This window comes from Grimontia sedimenti (genome assembly GCF_011045095.1).
Classification (GTDB): domain Bacteria; phylum Pseudomonadota; class Gammaproteobacteria; order Enterobacterales; family Vibrionaceae; genus Enterovibrio; species Enterovibrio sedimenti.
Genome location: NZ_JAALDL010000015.1, coordinates 109,676 through 127,795 on the forward strand (window position 1 = coordinate 109,676; position 18,120 = coordinate 127,795).

The window sequence follows — 18,120 nt, forward strand, 5'->3', positions numbered from 1 at the left end:
AACCGCTCAGATAGACCAAGTTAATCTCTGCGACAGAGTTAAAAAAACCGCCATAAAATGCTGCATGTAGGCAGTATTTTCGACATATATAGCTGTTAATCAGCAAAGTTAATGTAATGTGACGAAATTTGACCTCTTCATCATTAACCGATAAGTTGATTGGTCCGCATACTCATGTGACCTGACGCAACTATGTTCAGGCTATATAGGTATACGTAAACTCGAAACTGATTTCTTGGTTATAAACACACTCCCAGGAAGGGAGGAAGGCCAAGTATCAGTGCCAGGAAGGCATTAATACTGCAGTCACTGCCTGGAGCAGTCGCAAGGGAGAATTGCAATGTCGCTGTATGATCCAATGCTGGAGAAAGACAACTGCGGCTTTGGCCTCATCGCTCACACCGAGGGTGAAGCCAGCCACAAACTTGTCCGAACCGCAATTTCCGCACTGGACCGGATGACCCACCGAGGCGCAATTAACGCTGATGGGAAAACCGGTGATGGTTGCGGCTTATTACTTCAAAAGCCCGATAACTTTTTCCGAATCATCGCTGAAGAGAACAACTGGACCCTCAGTAAACTCTACGGTGTAGGTATGATTTTCCTTAGTAAAGATCCTGCTAAAGCGAAGCGCGCTAAAGAGATCTTCGAACAGGAAATTGCAGCCGAAACCCTTTCTATCGTGGGCTGGCGTGAAGTACCAACCAACGAAGACGTGTTGGGTGAGATCGCCGCCAGCTCCGTACCGAACATTGAGCAAGTGTTCATCAATGGCCCAGCAGGTTGGCGTGCCCGCGATTTGGAGCGTCGTCTCTACATCGCCCGTCGTCGCGCTGAGAAAGCGCTCGCGGACGACCCGGATTTCTACATCACCAGCCTGTCAACGCGCACCATTGTATACAAAGGCCTGTGCATGCCAGCAGACCTGCCAAGGTTCTATTTAGATTTGGCAGACTTACGCCTTGAAGCATCTATCTGTCTGTTCCACCAGCGCTTTTCAACCAACACCACCCCGAAGTGGCCGCTGGCACAGCCTTTCCGTTATCTCGCGCATAACGGCGAAATCAATACCATTGAAGGTAACCGTCAATGGGCGCGCGCCCGTGCTTATAAATTCAATTCACCGCTGCTGCCTGATCTGAAACAGGCCGCGCCGTTTGTGAATGAAACCGGCTCTGACAGCTCCAGCCTCGACAACATGTTGGAAGTTTTCCTCGCCGGCGGTATGGACCTCTTCCGCGCGATGCGAATGCTGGTGCCACCTGCTTGGCAGAACCACCCAGACATGGACCCGGATCTGCGCGCATTCTATGATTTTAACTCCATGCACATGGAGCCGTGGGATGGCCCTGCAGGCATCGTAATGTCCGACGGACGTTATGCCGCTTGTAACCTCGACCGTAATGGTCTGCGCCCTGCCCGTTATGTGGTGACCAAAGACAAACTCATCACGCTAGCATCCGAAGTCGGTATCTGGGATTACGCCCCGGATGAGGTAGCAGAAAAAGGTCGTGTTGGACCGGGCGAACTGCTGGTTATTGACACCTTCGAGGGTGAAATCTGGCATTCTGCCGATATCGATAACGATCTGAAGAGCCGCCACCCTTACAAAGCATGGCTGGATAAGAATGTTAAGCGCCTGACACCGTTTGAAGAACTGCAAGCAGAAGACTCTTCCGGTCAACGCGGCATGGATGACGATGAGCTGCATGTCTTCCAGAAACTGTTTGGCGTTTCGAGCGAGGAGCAGGATCAGGTACTTCGCGTACTCGGTGACATCGGTCAGGAAGCCACAGGTTCCATGGGTGACGATACCCCAATGGCAGTGCTTTCTTCGAAAGAACGCCATGTCGCTGACTACTTCCGTCAGAAGTTCGCCCAGGTCACCAACCCACCAATCGATCCACTACGCGAAAATCACGTGATGTCACTGGCGACCTGTATCGGCCGCGAAATGAACGTGTTTTCAGAAACCGATGGCCACGCCCAACGTGTTGCGTTCAAGAGCCCGGTGCTTCTGTATTCCGATATGGTTCAGCTGTTGGAGCTGGATGATGAGCATTATCGCAACAGCATCATCGACATCAACTTCGACCCAAATGAGAAAGATCTCAAGCAAGCGATTGTCGATCTGTGCGATCAAGTTGAGCGCGTAGTACGCGACGGCACTGTACTTGTTGTTCTGTCCGACCGCGGTATTTCGAAAGAAAAATTACCCATTCCTGCGGCAATGGCAGTAGGTGCAGCCCAAAAACGTTTGGTGGACGCGCAGCTTCGCTGTGATGCCAACATCGTGATTGAAACTGCCACTGCCCGCGACCCACACCAGTTCGCCGTGTTGCTTGGTTTCGGCGCGACAGCGGTTTATCCGTACCTCGCTTACGAATCCATTGGCAAGATGGTCGAGAAAGGTGTCATCCAGAAATCGATGGGTGATGCGATGCTGAACTTCAGAAACGGCATAAACAAAGGCCTGTTCAAGATCATGTCGAAGATGGGTATTTCGACCATGGCCTCTTACCGCTGTGCACAGCTGTTTGAAGCTGTTGGCCTGAACAGCAATGTGGTTGAGCTTTGCTTTAAAGGCGTCGCCAGCCGCATCCAAGGCGCGGATTTTTCTGACTTCCAGCAGGATCTACACAACCTTGCGCGTAAAGCATGGTTGAAACGTAAGCCCGTCGAGCACGGCGGTTTGCTGAAATATGTCCACGGCGGTGAATACCACGCCTATAATCCGGATGTGGTCAACACGCTTCAATCTGCGGTTCGCTCCGGCGAAGCGATGGATTACAAAACCTACGCAGAAACTGTCAACAGCCGTCCAGTCTCATCGCTGCGCGACTTGATGACGTTGAAACCTGCCGAAAAACCAATTTCTCTTGAGAAAGTGGAAGCGGCAACCGAACTCTTCAAACGTTTTGACTCGGCTGCCATGTCAATTGGTGCCTTGAGCCCTGAAGCGCACGAAGCACTGGCGATTGCGATGAACCGTCTGGGTGGTAACTCCAACTCAGGTGAAGGTGGTGAAGACCCACGTCGCTTTAACTCAGAGCGCAACTCACGCATCAAGCAAATCGCTTCAGGTCGTTTCGGTGTGACACCACACTACCTGACCAATGCTGATGTGCTGCAAATCAAAGTGGCTCAAGGCGCGAAACCGGGTGAAGGCGGTCAACTGCCGGGTCATAAAGTTACTGCGGAAATCGCACGTCTTCGTCACTCAGTGCAAGGTGTGACCCTGATTTCACCGCCGCCTCACCATGATATCTACTCGATTGAAGACTTGGCGCAGCTGATTTTCGATTTGAAGCAGGTGAATCCTGATGCATTGGTTTCCGTGAAGCTGGTTTCTGAGCCAGGCGTGGGCACCATCGCAGTGGGTGTCGCGAAAGCTTATGCGGATCTTATTACTATCTCAGGTTACGACGGTGGTACCGGCGCAAGCCCGCTGACTTCCGTGAAATACGCGGGTAGCCCTTGGGAACTTGGCCTAGCTGAAACCCAGCAGGCATTGGTCACCAATGGCCTTCGCCACAAGATCCGCCTTCAGGTTGATGGCGGTCTGAAAACCGGTCTGGATATCATCAAAGCGACTATTCTGGGGGCTGAAAGCTTCGGTTTTGGTACCGCACCAATGGTTGCGCTGGGTTGTAAGTACCTGCGTATCTGTCACCTCAACAACTGTGCGACCGGTGTAGCAACACAGGACGACACCCTTCGCCGCGAATACTTCAAAGGCTTGCCAGTGCAGGTGATGAACTTCTTCAAAGGCCTCGGCGAAGAAGTGCGTGAACTGATGGCAGAGCTTGGCGTTGAGAAACTCACTGACCTGATTGGCCGCACCGACTTGCTCGAAGCAGTCGACGGTTTCACCGCCAAACAGCTCAAGCTGGATCTTTCAGACATTCTGGAAAGCCCGCAGCCAAAACCGGGTAAATCCGTGTTCTGGAGTGAGCCAAACGCACCGTTTGATAAAGCGGAGCTTAACCGGAAGCTGCTGGAAACCTTTGAAAAGGCGATTGAAGAGCGCCGCTCAGCCAGCGCGTATCTCGACATCCGAAACACTGACCGCTCGGTGGGCGCATCACTCTCCGGTGCCATTGCTAAACGTTATGGCAACCAGGGCATGGCGGCGTCACCACTTGAAATCAACCTTCAGGGTACAGCTGGCCAATCCTTCGGGGTCTGGAACGCCGGTGGCGTTAACCTTACCCTGACCGGCGATGCCAACGACTATGTCGGCAAAGGCATGGCAGGCGGTAATATCGTGATCAAGCCGCCAGTTGGTTCAGCCTTCGATTGCCACGCATCTACCATCGTCGGCAACACCTGTCTTTACGGCGCAACGGGCGGCAAGCTCTTTGCAGCAGGTAAAGCTGGTGAGCGTTTTGCGGTACGTAACTCTGGCGCCCAAGCCGTCGTCGAAGGCGCAGGCGATAACGCCTGTGAATACATGACAGGCGGTATTGTGGCCATTCTTGGCCATACCGGCGTGAACTTTGGCGCAGGCATGACAGGCGGTTTTGCTTATGTGCTTGATGAAGCTGGAGACTTTGCAGGTCGCGTCAACCCAGAACTGGTAGAAGCCTTGTCACTCGATAAGCTGGCTATCCATCAGGAGCACCTCCGTGGTCTGATTGATCAACACCTCGAACTGACCGGCTCCAGCCGTGCTCAGGAAATAATCGCGGACTTTGAACAATGGATCAGTAAATTCTATCTGGTGAAACCGAAATCAGCGGACGTGCGTTCCCTGCTGGGTCACCAAAGCCGAAGCGCAGCTGAGCTGCGTGTTCAGGCGCAGTAACGGAGGACCCTATGAGCCAGAACGTATACCAGTTTATCGACGTGCAACGTATCGACCCTCGAAAGAAGGCGATCAAAACACGTAAAACCCAGTTCGTTGAAATCTACGAACCTTTCACTCACAAGCAGGCGTCGGCGCAAGCCGACCGCTGTCTGGACTGCGGCAACCCTTACTGTGAATGGAAATGCCCGGTGCACAACTACATTCCGCAGTGGCTGAAGCTTGCCCAGGAAGGACGCATTATTGAAGCGGTTGAGCTATCGCACCAGACCAACAGTCTGCCGGAAGTTTGTGGCCGCGTGTGTCCACAGGACAGACTGTGTGAAGGCTCCTGTACCCTCAACGACGACTTTGGCGCCGTCACCATCGGTAATGTTGAAAAATACATTACGGACAAAGCGTTCGAAATGGGCTGGAAGCCAGACATGTCAGGCGTCACTTTGACTGACAAGAAGGTCGCCATCATCGGTGCAGGCCCTGCAGGCCTTGCCTGTGCAGATGTCTTGGTCCGCAATGGCGTGAAACCGGTGGTGTTTGACCGATATCCGGAAATCGGTGGCCTGCTGACCTTCGGTATTCCGTCCTTCAAACTTGAAAAAGACGTGATGCGAAACCGCCAACGCGTCTTTACCGAAATGGGTGTCGAGTTCCGACTCAACACTGAAGTGGGTAAAGATGTCGAGCTGCAGTCTCTGGTTGATGAGTACGATGCCGTGTTCCTTGGCGTTGGCACCTACAAGTCCATGCGTGCAGGTTTGGAAAACGAAGATGCGCCGGGTGTATTTGATGCCCTGCCGTTTTTGATTGCCAATACCTACCGCGTAATGGATTTAACGGAAAATCCGCCGGAATACATTGATATGGCGGGTAAGAAAGTCGTTGTTCTTGGTGGTGGTGATACCGCCATGGACTGTGTCCGTACCTCGATTCGCCAGAAAGCCAAAAACGTTATCTGTGCTTACCGTCGTGATGAAGCCAATATGCCGGGCAGCCGCCGCGAAGTGAAAAACGCGCGCGAAGAAGGGGTGAACTTTATGTTCAACCTGCAACCGCTGGGTATTGAGCTCGACGCCAGTGGCAATGTGAGCGGCGTGAAAGTGGTGAAAACCGAGTTGGGCGAGCCAGATGAAGCGGGCCGTCGCCGTCCTCAACCTGTTGAAGGCAGCGAGCACGTGCTGGACGCGGATGCTGTGATCATGGCCTTTGGTTTCCAACCACACAAAATGACATGGCTGGAACCGTTTGGTGTCGACCTCGACCAATGGGGACGCATCAAAGCACCCGAGCAATCTGATTACGCTTATCAAACGTCTAACAAGAAGATCTTCGCGGGTGGCGATGCCGTGCGTGGCTCTGATCTCGTGGTCACCGCTATCGATGAAGGCCGTAAAGCGGCAGAAGGCATTCTCGATTATCTCGAGGTATAAGCCGACTTCAAAACCGACAGAAAAGTGCCTGCAAAGGCACTTTTTTTTCGCCCCAATTTTCGCCCGTGATACACTCTCGCTATTCCCTGATTATCAAAGAGCAACAAGATGAAAATCGGTATTATCGGTGCCATGGAGCAGGAAGTAACCCTGCTAAAAAGCAAGATCAACAACTGCCAACTGCAAGAGATTGGTGGCAGCAAGTTTTATACGGGTGACTTGAATGGCGTAGACGTGGTCCTGCTGCAATCAGGCATTGGTAAAGTGGCGGCGGCAGTGGGCACATCTATCCTGCTGGAGCGTTTCAAACCAACAGCGGTGATCAACACAGGTTCTGCGGGCGGCTTCGATACCAGCCTGAATCTGGGTGACGTTGTGATTTCTACCGATGTGGCTTATCACGATGCTGATGTGACCGCGTTTGGTTACACCATGGGTCAAATGGCAGGCCAGCCAGCGACTTTTACCTCTGACGCAAAACTAATGGATGTGGCAGAGCAGGCACTGGCAGCGATGGAGCCAGCGCCACACGCAGTTCGCGGTCTGATTTGTACCGGTGACGCGTTTGTGTGTACCGCTGAGCGTCAAAACTACATCCGTGAACACTTCCCAACTGTGATCGCAGTAGAGATGGAGGCGGCAGCGATTGCTCAGGCGTGTCACCAGTTCAAAGTACCGTTTGTGGTAGTTCGTGCTATCTCTGACGTTGCTGATAAAGAGTCGCCAATGACGTTTGATGAATTCCTGCCGCTGGCAGCGAAAAGCTCAAGCGCCATGGTTGAGAAAATGGTCGAGTTGCTGAAAGCATAATGACCGAGCTCTCCACACCGTTTGAAGCACTGTTAAACCACACCACATTGCTTGCGATGTGGGGAGCCCTTATTTTGCACTGGTTTTTCCCAGTGCCAGCCTATATCAGCCCTGTCACCATATGGCGTCGCGTTGCCGAAGCCATCTCCGACAAGGTCAATCACGAAGAAGACTCCCCGGAGCAGCAACGCCTTTCCGGCGGTTTAGCACTCGCAGTGATGTGGCTGACCCTCGCCGTGCTTTTAGTCGCCTTAAAGCAAATTGTCTGGATTGGCTGGTTGTTCGACCTTCTGCTGCTTTGGCTGGCATTAAGCTGGAAGCCCCTGACTGAGCTCGCGATGCAGGTTGAGCAAGCGCTCATTCGTGACGACAAGCCTGCAGCCAGAACCTTGCTGTCACAAACACTGAACCGCCAAACCCATTCACTCTCTCCAGTTGGTATTGCCAAAGCCAGTTGTGAAACGCTACTGGTGGGGTATGCAAGAGGCCTTGTTTGCGTGCTGTTCTGGTATGCCATTTTCGGTGGCATCGGTGCATTTCTTTACACGCTGGTAGCGCAACTTGCCCGTGTCTGGCCTCCCCGCCGACAAGAGTTCTCCCAGTTTGGATTGGCTGCCTCAGGCTTTCTTGCTTTGCTCGATTGGATACCATCCCGCTTATTTGCGCTTCTCATTGCCGCCGGACACCGCTTTGACCCAGCACTCACGGCAATCCGTGAACATGGACAAAGCTGGTCAGTAAACGGTGCAGGCTGGCTCCTTGCCGCCTCCGGCGCCAAACTGCAGCTTTCCCTGGGTGGCCCCGCCATCTATGACAGCGAGAAATGTACTCGCCCCAGCATTGGCGGAAGCGTTGCCGCTTCTCCTATGCATCTGGCGCTGCTGAATCAACAACTGAGGCAAAAGGCCTTGCTCTGGATCCTCATCCAAAGTTTCCTGATGTGGTTTGCCCACGGATTATTATGATGTTCCGTTTTTTACTGGTTTTACTTTTTCTTCCATCCTTCTCCTTTGCCGAACCGCTTCGCGTTATCAGCCTTTCTCCACATACCACAGAGCTCGCGTTTGAATCAGGGCTGGGAGATAACCTGATTGCTGTCAGTGCTCACAGCGATTACCCACCAGCAGCATTGGAACTTGAGCAGGTAGCCAACTACCGCGGGATCAATATTGAACGTGTCGTCACGCTTAAACCGGATTTGGTGCTGGCGTGGAAAGGCGGAAATCCAGATAAAGAACTCGCCAAGCTCGAAAGGCTTGGCATTGAAGTGTTCTACTCGAATCCGCATTCGCTTTACGACGCTGCCGATAACATTGAAAAGCTGGGCGAATGGTCAGAAAACCCGGCGTTAGCCAAAGCTCGCGCTGATGCCGTTCGTGAGGAGCTGGCAAGCATTGAAGCAGCGCAAGCAGGAAAGTCCAAGGTATCCTATTTTTACCAACTCAGTGAGTCTCCACTGCTCACGAACAACGGCGATCATTGGCCACAGCCTCTGTTTTCTCTCTGTGGCGGCGAAAACATCTTCGCAGAAAGCGCCGCGCCTTATCCTCAGGTCAGCATGGAGCAGATTGTAGTGAGAAAACCACTAGCAATTTTCTACCCTGCGGATCGTGAGAAACCTATGACTGGTTGGCAAAAATGGCAGGACTTTATCCCCGCAGTAAAAAACAGCGCTATCTTTGCAATAACCGGAGACTGGCTGAATCGTCCAACACCAAGAGCACTAAAAGCGGTAAGACAGATATGCCTCGCGATGGATAAGGTAAGAGGCGATCTCGATCACTAATTCAAATAGTGGCTTGCAGAAGCTCTGTCTGTTGGATTGCCCGCCACCAAGTTTCACGTAAAATCGCGCGCGTTTATACCCAAACAACTCCAGGCTGTTTAGGTATAACCAATTCGTGTTACTGGATCTCCGTGTCACAATAAAAATAAGACGCAGAGAAACACCAGCGATAGAAGTCGAATTGGATGTTTGGTTAAGGGATGAAATAGCGCTTTATGCTTCTGTATATTTTGGACATGTTTGGTACGGCAGTCTTCGCCATATCAGGCGTTTTACTTGCCAGTAAGTTAAGAATGGATCCCTTTGGGATGATCGTTCTTGCCATGGTCACCGCAATCGGTGGTGGTACCATTCGCGATATGGCATTAGGCGCAACACCGGTCTTTTGGGTGAACCAGCCGGAATACCTTTGGATGATCCTTGTCACCTGTATTCTTTCTATGTTGCTGATCCGTCAACCGCGTCGCCTGCCGTGGTACTTTTTGCCCGTGGCAGATGCCATCGGCCTGGCCGTTTTTGTTGCTATCGGCGTCGACAAAGCGCTGAGCTATGGTGCTTCACCCATGGTGGCAGTGATCATGGGTGTGATTACCGGCTGTGGTGGCGGTATCATCCGCGACGTACTCGCTCGGGAAATCCCGATGCTTTTCAGAACCGAAGTCTACGCAACTGCCTGTATTGCCGGTGGAATTATCCATACAGTGGCTTTGGCAGCCAACGTGGATGTCGAAATAGCTTCCATTGCCGGCATGATCACTACCTTGTTGATCAGGCTCGCCGCGATACGCTGGCACCTTTCTTTACCTGTATTCGGTTCAGGAAAGTAACTGCTGTTTCAAGCATTTAGAACACGCCTTTTGGGCGCGTTTTTTGTTTCTAATCCAGTAACACCCTTCTCTCATTCTGTTTCATCGTTTCCGCGCAACAGATCCCGATCTGGCGATCATCTCATCCATCCAAAGCCATTAAATAAACTTTTTACTTTATTTAATGGTAATCCGATCTATTATGTAAACATATAGCTTTACTTAATAACAAGGAGCATCCCATGAGCAGCTATGTCGAACACGCCAATATCACTGTGACCAATCTCGATAACGCTATCCAGTTTTTGCAGACCGCCATGCCGGAGTTCTCAATCCGTGGCTCAGGCCAGAATGATGATTACGGCTGGTGTCATCTGGGTACTGACACCTCTTACATCGCCCTTCAGGAAGTGGTCATCGACAAGGCTGTCGAACGAGTCCCTTACCGTCAACTTGGCGTTAATCACATTGGCTTTGTGGTGGAAGATGCGGAAGGTACGGCGGAACGTCTGCGTGAAGCGGGCTATCAAGAGGCCTCTTTTGACAAGAGCCATCCAGCCCGCAAGCGTGCGTATTTTTTCGATAGCGATGGTATGGAGTGGGAATTCATCGAATACCTGACCGATTCCATCGAAAGCCGGAACGATTACCTGCTTTAAGAGCGAATAAAAATAGAGAGAAGCAGTCATGTTTAAACCAATAACGTCAGAAGCAATATCACTCATCAGGCAGGGACATCGATATTCTCCAGTCTTTGGGCCAAGGCTTTCCAACCACTTGCCCATGGCGCTGATTGCCATGTCCCGGCTAGGTGCCTCATCAAAGGACTTACATGACGAGTTCCAACAGGCAACACCTCATCTAGAAGCGGAAAAAAATCCTGTTACCCCTCAAGCATTAAAGCTTGGGGAGAAAACACACAATGCGGATTTCGTGCTCTATTACAGCAAGGATCTGGAAACTAAAGGCATTGAAGCAACATTAAAGGAGGCTTTGCCAACCTTACTACCCGGTATAGCTGCAGGTTCTTTCCATGCCTTAATTCGCCTCGCCTATGCGGTGGAAGGTGAAGATTTCACTGAAATCAGTCACGCGCTCGCCTACTGGTCGTCCGGATTTACGCCGCTAGGGAAGCTGCAATATGCCACGGATAAAGACACCGTTTCCCATCTCAATGAAGCACTTGGGGTAATGCGGGATCACACCTATCGAGAAGGGATCATCATCGATCATGTCGAAGAATTACGGGAACTTGCTAAGTACCATGCTGTTTCCACACAGCCAGCTTCATTGACCAAAGAGTCCGTTGCCATTGTGGTGCTCTCGCAATATGCCGCGAGCAATGATTTCACCTTGCTACATGGCGTAACCGGCTTTCAGGCTCTGCTATCACTCGCGCCGTTTATCGACAATTTTGATTTCGCTCTCGACTGTTTCTGGCAGGCCTATGTCGGTGCAGCATGCACTGCGGAATACCGTGAGCCTGCCACTCTCGAATGCAGAAATATCCAACCAGATTGGGAGATTTGGTTTAACCAGGCGCTGGCAACACAAGACGATCACACCATCAAACTTATCTACAGCTGCGCCCGGATCTATAACGAATTACAACTGGACGAAGCGCTATTCGCAATCAACGTCAGGCTAGGGTCTGTTGACCTTTGGTGATGATTTTTGCAGCTGTTTGTGGGGGCTTTATGCAAGGCGGAGGCTTCGATGTGTAGCTTGTCTACATGAGAATCCGATAACGCAGGAGAAAGTCCCCACAAACGCTGCCCAGAGGGTTCTGCCATAAGCGTTTTATGCTTTGTTGAGGTGTATTTGCTTAGAGTGACTAGGCGGCACACACCTCGCCGCGCCTAAAACGCTTATGGACAGAACAAAATTTAACCACCAAAGGTCAACAGACCCTGTGGGTATCTTTATGAAAAAAATCGCCATTGTTTATTTCTCACAAACCGGTAGTACGGATGCACTGGCTAAAGCCGTGGCATGCGGCGCAGAAACGCAAGGGGCACAGGTGTTTGCTTACCGCATATTAGGTTCGGACATCGTTGAAGGACGCTTCAAAAACGACGCGTTATTCGAAGAGCTCAGTGAAATGGATGCCATCATCTTCGGCTCACCAACATACATGGGCGGTCCGACAGCACAATTCAAAGCTTTTGCTGATGCGAGCAGTGAAAGTTGGTCCAAGCAGCGATGGAAGAATAAGCTCGCTGCTGGGTTTACCATTGGCGGCAGCCCTTGTGGCGAAGTACAAAGCACGGTGGAATATTTCAATGTACTGGCTACTCAGCACAGTATGCTTTGGGTGGGCATTGATGCGCCAGAAGGCGCACTCAGCAAAGACTTTAACCGTCTGAATGCGTCGATTGGCGCAGTTGCACTGGCTGATACAGAGAGTGGTCTTCATCCGGTGGATGCAAAAACAGCGGTGCGATTAGGTGAGCGGGTGGCGGAGCTGATTCGATAGTAGCTAACTAAATTTAGAAAAAAGGCGCCGTTCGGCGCCTTTTTCGTGATTATGCTAGCGTGATACGGGCAAATTTGCGTTTACCGACCTGGTAAACGGCAGTACCGGCTGCTGGTACCAGCTTGGTATCGTCCAACTTCTCGCCATCGATTTTCACCGCACCCTGGCGGATCATACGCATTGCGTCCGAGGTTGAACCTACCAGTGCTGCATCTTTCAGCAGATTAGCGATAGCGACACCTTGCTCGAAAGAAAACTCTGGCATTTCGTCAGGCATTGCACCCTTCTGAAAACGGTTGATGAACTCTGCTTCTGCCGCTTCTGCATCCGCTTCAGAATGGAAACGAGCAATAATTTCTTTCGCCAGCAGGATCTTCACGTCACGTGGGTTGCGGCCATTAGCAATTTCTTCTTTAAGGCCCGCAATCTCTTCCAATGGACGGAACGACAACAGTTCGTAGTAGTTCCACATCAGATCGTCAGAGATAGACATGATTTTACCGAACATTTCAGTCGGTACATCGCTGATGCCGATGTAGTTGTTTGCCGACTTCGACATTTTCTTCACGCCATCCAGACCCACCAACAAAGGCATGGTGATCACGACTTGCTGTGATTGGCCGTTTTGCTTTTGCAGCTCACGACCCATCAGCAGGTTGAACTTCTGGTCAGTACCACCCAGTTCAACATCAGCTTCCAGCGCCACTGAGTCATAACCTTGCAGGAGCGGATAAATGAACTCGTGGATCGCGATTGGCTGGTTGTTGCTGTAACGCTTTTTGAAATCGTCACGCTCAAGCATACGTGCAACGGTAGAGCTTGCTGCCAGACGGATCATGCCATCCGTACCCAGCTCACTCAGCCAGCTTGAGTTGAACTCAATGCGGGTTTTCTCTGGATCCAGAATTTTGAAGATCTGCTCTTGTAAGTCTCAGCATTGCTCAGAACTTGCTCACGCGTCAGCGGTGGACGCGTTGCGTTCTTACCGCTTGGGTCACCTACCATCGCGGTATAATCACCGATCAGGAAGATAACTTCATGGCCCAGCTCCTGGAAGGCACGCAATTTATTCATGATCACAGTGTGACCAAGGTGAATATCCGGTGCAGTTGGATCCGCGCCCAACTTGATACGAAGAGGACGGTTCTCTTTCAGTTTTGCAATGAGTCCCTCTTCAGGAATCAACTCCTCAACACCACGCTTAATTTCAGCTAGCGCGGCTTCAATGCTCGCCATATTTTATCGCTCCCACAGAATCGGCATTTTTTCGTAAGCCGACATACTACTTGAATAGCGATGGTTTTTGAAACCAGTTAGACTTGTTAGTAGAGAAAAGGAATGCTTAAGCCGATCGGTTTTTTCGAGAAAGTTGGCACAAACAAGCAGCTCCCTGTTTAATTCACTTTCCTTAACGACTGTTTTTTAATGCCTGTTAAACATATTGCTGCGCTACCTAGACTTCACCAAGTCTTGATCATGGCTCTCAGTGCCCTTGTTGTGGTGCTGATTTTGCTCCCCACCGAAACTCCAGCTTCACATCCGGATGCCAAGTTCGAGGTGGGAAAACAATACCCAATTCCTCTCGATACCGTTTCCTTACTTCCACCTGAAAATGAGCAACAGCCCGTGCAGGCTTACGCCCCCTTGGAGTGGCATAAGTTCAAGGTGAAAGCCGGTGATAGCTTGGCTGTGATTTTTAACCGAGTAGGGATAAGCCCCACCACCCTTTACCGGCTGATTAACAGTGATAAAGGCACCAAATCGTTAGCCTCGTTGAAAGTGGGGGATGAAATTCACCTTGGGTTTGACGAAAACGGCCTTTTTACCCAGCTCGTGCAGCCGAAAAACGCCAATGAAAAGCTGGTAGTGACCCGCATTGGTGATGAGTTCTTTTCGAAAACAGAATCCAAACAGGTCGATACTCAGGTGAATTTTGCCTCAGCCACTATCACCTCCAGCTTCTGGAATGCTGGGGTCAGTGCAGGACTCAACGCCAATCAAATCATGGAGCTGGCAGGCATTTTCGGTTGGGACATCGACTTCGCTCTCGACATTCGTCAGGGCGACAAATTTTCGGTGCTGTTTGAAGAGCAGTTGGTTGAAGGTGAAATGATTGGCCGAGGTAATATTCTTGCCGCGACATTTACCAACCAGGGCGAAACCTTCACTGCTATCCGCTCTGAAACCGGTAAGTATTATGATGAGAAAGGCCGCGCAATGAGAAAAGCCTTCCTGCGCTCACCTGTTAACTTCCGGTACGTCAGTTCAAACTTCAACCCACGCCGCCTGCACCCTGTGACGGGTCGCGTTAAAGCACACCGCGGCACAGATTATGTCGCACCTGTTGGTACACCGATTTGGGCGGCAGGCGATGGTGTCGTGATGAAGTCGGCCTACAACAAATTCAATGGCCACTACGTTTTCATCCGTCATAGCTCAACCTACATCACCAAGTACCTTCACCTGACCAAGCGCAAAGTGAAAACGGGTCAGCGCGTCAAACAAGGACAAACCATTGGTACACTCGGTGGCACTGGCCGCGTGACAGGCCCTCACCTTCACTACGAATTTCTGGTAAACGGTGTTCATAAGAACCCAAGAACCGTCAAATTGCCGCAATCGAAATCACTGGCAGGTAAGGAAAAGACCGCTTTTATTGAACTGGCTAAAGACCGCATGGCACAACTCAATAAGTTCGAGCAATTGTTAGCATCCATCGGCACCCTAGAACGCGTTTCTTCTTAGCTGTTTGATGATAGTTTTTTGAAAGTAGTGGTTTGATAGAAAATAAAAAGCAGCGCTTATGCGCTGCTTTTTTGAACGTCAGAATTCCGCCTCAAAGCTGAGGCTCAGCTTCCCGTTGTGGCTTTGGGAGCGTCGAATCCTTCTCTTCGGTTTGCCAAATCATATTGGTTTCTTTCTTCACCCTTTTTGGCTCACGGGCCAGCATCAGAAGACAGGGCGTCAAGACCAACGTCAGTACTGTAGAGAACGCCAAACCACCGGCTACGGCTGTGGCAAGTTGAGACCACCACTGAGTACTCGGTGCGCCGAACTCAATACCGCGGTTCACCAAGTCAACGTTCATTTCCAGCACCATTGGCATTAGACCCAGAATCGTCGTTACGGTCGTTAACAGTACTGGGCGTAAACGCTGAGCACCGGTGCGTAAGATGGCGTCAACTTTTTCAAGGCCACGGCGACGCATTACATTGTAGGTATCAATCAATACAATGTTGTTGTTCACCACAATCCCCGCAAGCGTAATCACACCAACGCCAGACATGATGACCCCAAACGGACGCTGGAATACAAGAAGGCCAAGGAACACACCGACTGTCGAGAACAAGACTGCACTCAAAATCAGGAACGCCTGATAGAAGCTGTTGAATTGCGTAATAAGGATCAAAGCCATTGCCGCCAATGCCGCCATAAAGGCTGTCATCAGGAAGGCAGAGCTTTCATCCTGCTCCTCGTTCTGACCACGCAAGATCACTCGCACTTCTGGCGACAATCCCAGCGCTTCAATCTGCTCATTCAGTCCCGGCAGCGACAGACTGAGGTTATAACCTTCCGTCATATCGGCCATCACTTTCACAACACGTCTGCCGTCAACACGGTCAATGTTGCCTTGCTTTGGCTCTGGCTTAATTTGGGCAAAATTGGTGATAGGTACCAATCCATAAGCAGTTTTAACGCGAAGCTCATCAAAACGGCCGATATCGCGCTTTTCTTCCGGATAACGCACCAGAATATCAACTTCCTCAGTAGCGTCATCTGGCAGGTAATCACCAATTTTAAGACCGTTGGTCACGAACTGTACTGTGTTACCCACCAGCAAAGCATCAGCCCCGTAGCGGGCAGCATCTTCGCGGTTGATATCAATTGACCAATCAATACCCGGCTTAGTCAGAGTATCGCTGTAGTTGGTAAACGCAGGATCCTGCTCGAGCAGATCGCGGATTTGTTTCGCAGCGGGGGCGATCAGCCTATGGTCTGCAGCGCTGATTTCAATCGACAGGTCATGATCGCTCGGCGGCCCTGCATCGGGCTTTTTGAACTCCAGTTCCAAGCCTGACAAATCCGCCGTTTTCTCGCGCAGCTCTTCGATGATCTCTTTTACCTTACGACGCTCTTGCCAATCGACAGGCTTCATTTGGATCACGCCAATCTCATCCTGACCACCGGTTTTGGTGTAAACGGATTCAATCTCGTCCATGCCCATGACACGCTCTTCAACTTCGGCCATCAAGGCGTCTTTTTCGAAGATCGACAAATCACCATGGGAACGCACTTTGATGTTAAAGAACGCAGGATCCACATCAGGGAAGAATTCTGAGCCGAGACCTGACTTGCCGTACGAAAAGATAACACCAGCAGCCACAATCACAGCCGCAATCAGAATCTTAATAGGGTGTTTGATTGCAACAGAAAGCGTGTTGATATAGGCGCGTGTAATACCACGGGCTTCGGAGAAATCACCCTGCTCGAGTGCATGAGTACGAGCCTGTTGCTCGGCTGTCAAAGGCAGAGGCTTACCCACCATGCTACCCAGAACAGGTACAAACAGCAGTGCCATTGCGAGAGAAGCAGCAAGTGTTGCAATCAGCGTCAGAGGCATATAGCCCATGAACTCACCGGTGATCCCAGGCCAGAACAGAAGCGGCGCAAAAGCGGCAAGTGTAGTGGCTGTCGATGCAATGATCGGCCACGCCATGCGGTGTGCCGCTTCGCGGTAAGCCATTTTACGATCCACACCTTCGCGCATACGACGATCGGCGTATTCGGTCACTACGATCGCGCCATCTACCAGCAGGCCGACAGCCATGATGAGAGAGAACAGCACGACGATATTGACCGTCAGTCCGGCCAATGACAGCACCACCAGACCCGTCAAGAAGGAGCCAGGAATCGAAACGCCCACCAGCAGCGCAGTGCGCGCCCCCAGAATCGCGATAATAACAATCACCACCAGCAAGATAGCGGAAAGGATGTTGTTCTGGAGATCAGTCAACATCGAGCGCACATCTTCAGAGCCATCCCAAGTGTATTTCACCTGAAGTGCACCAGGCCAAAGCGGAGACTTCTGGGCTTCATTCATGACGGCTTTTGCCAGCTCAACGGTCTCGATGATGTTCTCGCCGGCGCGCTTTTTGACATCCAGCACGACTGCAGGCTTACCATCCAGACGGGCAAAGCTTTCCGGATCTTTAAACGCGCGGCGAACGGTTGCAACATCGCCCACCGTGACCACCTGATTGCCTTCAATCTTTATTGGCAAGGTCAGTATGTCATTGGCAGTTTCGAATACGGAAGGCACTTTGACGGAAAAGCGGCCATAGCCGGTATCCACATACCCTGCCGCGACAACGCGGTTGTTACGGGAAACCAGATTAAAGATGTCTTGCTGATCCAGTCCATAACTTTCCAACAACAGCGGTTCGACGATAATTTCCACCACGTCGTCACGATCGCCGGCAATATCCACTTCGAGGATTTGCTTAAAGCCTTCCAGTTCTTCCTGAAGTTGTCGGGCAATTTTGACAATCGCACGCTCAGAAACGTCGCCATACAAAGCAATCGACAATACGGGCTGCATGTTAGCGAAAGTGACTTCGTTGACGGTTGGTTCGTCGCTGTCGTCTGGCAAACGCGGTTTGACCAGATCTACAGCTTCACGCACGTCCGCCATAGCTTCATTGAGATCAACACCAACGTTGAACTCAAGCGTGACCGACGCGTGGCCTTCCGTCGCCGTTGCCGTCATTTCTTTGATGCCTTCAATCGAACGAAGTTCTTGCTCAACCGGACGCACCAAAAGACGCTCCGCATCTTCTGGGGAAATACCTTCGTGGCTCACAGAGACATAAATCACCGGAATGGTGATGTCAGGATCAGACTCTTTCGGAATGGTTTGATAGGTGTAAAAGCCCGCCACCAAAAGCACCAACAACAAGGTGACCATGGTACGGGTGCGAGCCAGTGACGCATCAATCAATGTTCTCATG

Annotated in this window: 11 protein-coding genes and 1 pseudogene; 10 read left to right on the top strand and 2 right to left on the bottom strand. The window is 51.2% G+C overall.

What is annotated here, in order from left to right; translation table 11 throughout:
* Positions 1-340 precede the first annotated feature (340 nt).
* The 9 genes from gltB (at position 341) to G5S52_RS18240 (ending at position 12,112) form a co-directional block, all read left to right on the top strand.
* Positions 341-4,807, top strand: coding sequence for a glutamate synthase large subunit (gene gltB, locus G5S52_RS18200; RefSeq protein WP_165017127.1), 4,467 nt, complete (start codon positions 341-343; stop codon positions 4,805-4,807).
* Between the two features lie 11 nt (positions 4,808-4,818).
* The gene (locus G5S52_RS18205) at positions 4,819-6,234 is read left to right on the top strand and encodes an FAD-dependent oxidoreductase (RefSeq protein ID WP_165017130.1); all 1,416 of its coding nucleotides are present in this window, start codon (positions 4,819-4,821) and stop codon (positions 6,232-6,234) included.
* A gap of 108 nt (positions 6,235-6,342) precedes the next feature.
* Complete coding sequence (mtnN, locus tag G5S52_RS18210) at positions 6,343-7,044, top strand: 5'-methylthioadenosine/S-adenosylhomocysteine nucleosidase (protein ID WP_002540425.1); 702 nt, start codon at positions 6,343-6,345, stop codon at positions 7,042-7,044.
* Entirely contained in the window at positions 7,044-8,009 is a 966-nt protein-coding gene (locus tag G5S52_RS18215; RefSeq protein ID WP_165017133.1) for a cobalamin biosynthesis family protein, read from the top strand. Before mtnN ends, G5S52_RS18215 begins: the two co-directional genes overlap by 1 nt.
* On the top strand, positions 8,009-8,830 hold the full coding sequence (gene btuF / locus G5S52_RS18220) for a vitamin B12 ABC transporter substrate-binding protein BtuF (RefSeq protein WP_165017194.1): 822 nt from the start codon (positions 8,009-8,011) through the stop codon (positions 8,828-8,830). The genes G5S52_RS18215 and btuF overlap by 1 nt, the downstream gene beginning before the upstream one ends.
* A gap of 215 nt (positions 8,831-9,045) precedes the next feature.
* Entirely contained in the window at positions 9,046-9,657 is a 612-nt protein-coding gene (locus G5S52_RS18225) for a TRIC cation channel family protein (protein WP_039850273.1), read from the top strand.
* Positions 9,658-9,878: 221 nt separating this feature from the next.
* The gene (locus G5S52_RS18230) at positions 9,879-10,295 is read left to right on the top strand and encodes a VOC family protein (protein WP_046303922.1); all 417 of its coding nucleotides are present in this window, start codon (positions 9,879-9,881) and stop codon (positions 10,293-10,295) included.
* A 28-nt stretch (positions 10,296-10,323) separates the two neighbouring features.
* A complete protein-coding gene (locus G5S52_RS18235; RefSeq protein ID WP_165017135.1) occupies positions 10,324-11,304 on the top strand; it encodes a questin oxidase family protein in 981 nt (326 codons plus the stop codon).
* Between the two features lie 256 nt (positions 11,305-11,560).
* Complete coding sequence (locus G5S52_RS18240) at positions 11,561-12,112, top strand: flavodoxin family protein (RefSeq protein WP_165017138.1); 552 nt, start codon at positions 11,561-11,563, stop codon at positions 12,110-12,112.
* A 49-nt stretch (positions 12,113-12,161) separates the two neighbouring features.
* Here the strand turns inward: G5S52_RS18240 and tyrS are convergent.
* Positions 12,162-13,348, bottom strand: a pseudogene (tyrS, locus tag G5S52_RS18245) (tyrosine--tRNA ligase).
* Between the two features lie 189 nt (positions 13,349-13,537).
* On the opposite strand from tyrS, the gene shyC reads away from it, so the two are divergent.
* Entirely contained in the window at positions 13,538-14,857 is a 1,320-nt protein-coding gene (gene shyC, locus G5S52_RS18250) for a peptidoglycan DD-endopeptidase ShyC (RefSeq protein WP_165017141.1), read from the top strand.
* A 91-nt stretch (positions 14,858-14,948) separates the two neighbouring features.
* On the opposite strand, the gene G5S52_RS18255 is transcribed toward shyC, so the two are convergent.
* Positions 14,949-18,119: an efflux RND transporter permease subunit gene (locus G5S52_RS18255; protein WP_165017144.1), complete on the bottom strand. Its 3,171-nt coding sequence runs from the start codon at positions 18,117-18,119 to the stop codon at positions 14,949-14,951.
* Position 18,120: the final 1 nt, after the last annotated feature.

Coding starts and splice junctions, on each gene's coding strand:
- gltB (WP_165017127.1), top strand. CDS start 341: ATGTCGCTGTATGATCCAATGCTGGAGAAAGACAACTGCGGCTTTGGC.
- G5S52_RS18205 (WP_165017130.1), top strand. CDS start 4,819: ATGAGCCAGAACGTATACCAGTTTATCGACGTGCAACGTATCGACCCT.
- mtnN (WP_002540425.1), top strand. CDS start 6,343: ATGAAAATCGGTATTATCGGTGCCATGGAGCAGGAAGTAACCCTGCTA.
- G5S52_RS18215 (WP_165017133.1), top strand. CDS start 7,044: ATGACCGAGCTCTCCACACCGTTTGAAGCACTGTTAAACCACACCACA.
- btuF (WP_165017194.1), top strand. CDS start 8,009: ATGTTCCGTTTTTTACTGGTTTTACTTTTTCTTCCATCCTTCTCCTTT.
- G5S52_RS18225 (WP_039850273.1), top strand. CDS start 9,046: ATGCTTCTGTATATTTTGGACATGTTTGGTACGGCAGTCTTCGCCATA.
- G5S52_RS18230 (WP_046303922.1), top strand. CDS start 9,879: ATGAGCAGCTATGTCGAACACGCCAATATCACTGTGACCAATCTCGAT.
- G5S52_RS18235 (WP_165017135.1), top strand. CDS start 10,324: ATGTTTAAACCAATAACGTCAGAAGCAATATCACTCATCAGGCAGGGA.
- G5S52_RS18240 (WP_165017138.1), top strand. CDS start 11,561: ATGAAAAAAATCGCCATTGTTTATTTCTCACAAACCGGTAGTACGGAT.
- shyC (WP_165017141.1), top strand. CDS start 13,538: ATGCCTGTTAAACATATTGCTGCGCTACCTAGACTTCACCAAGTCTTG.
- G5S52_RS18255 (WP_165017144.1), bottom strand. CDS start 18,119: ATGAGAACATTGATTGATGCGTCACTGGCTCGCACCCGTACCATGGTC.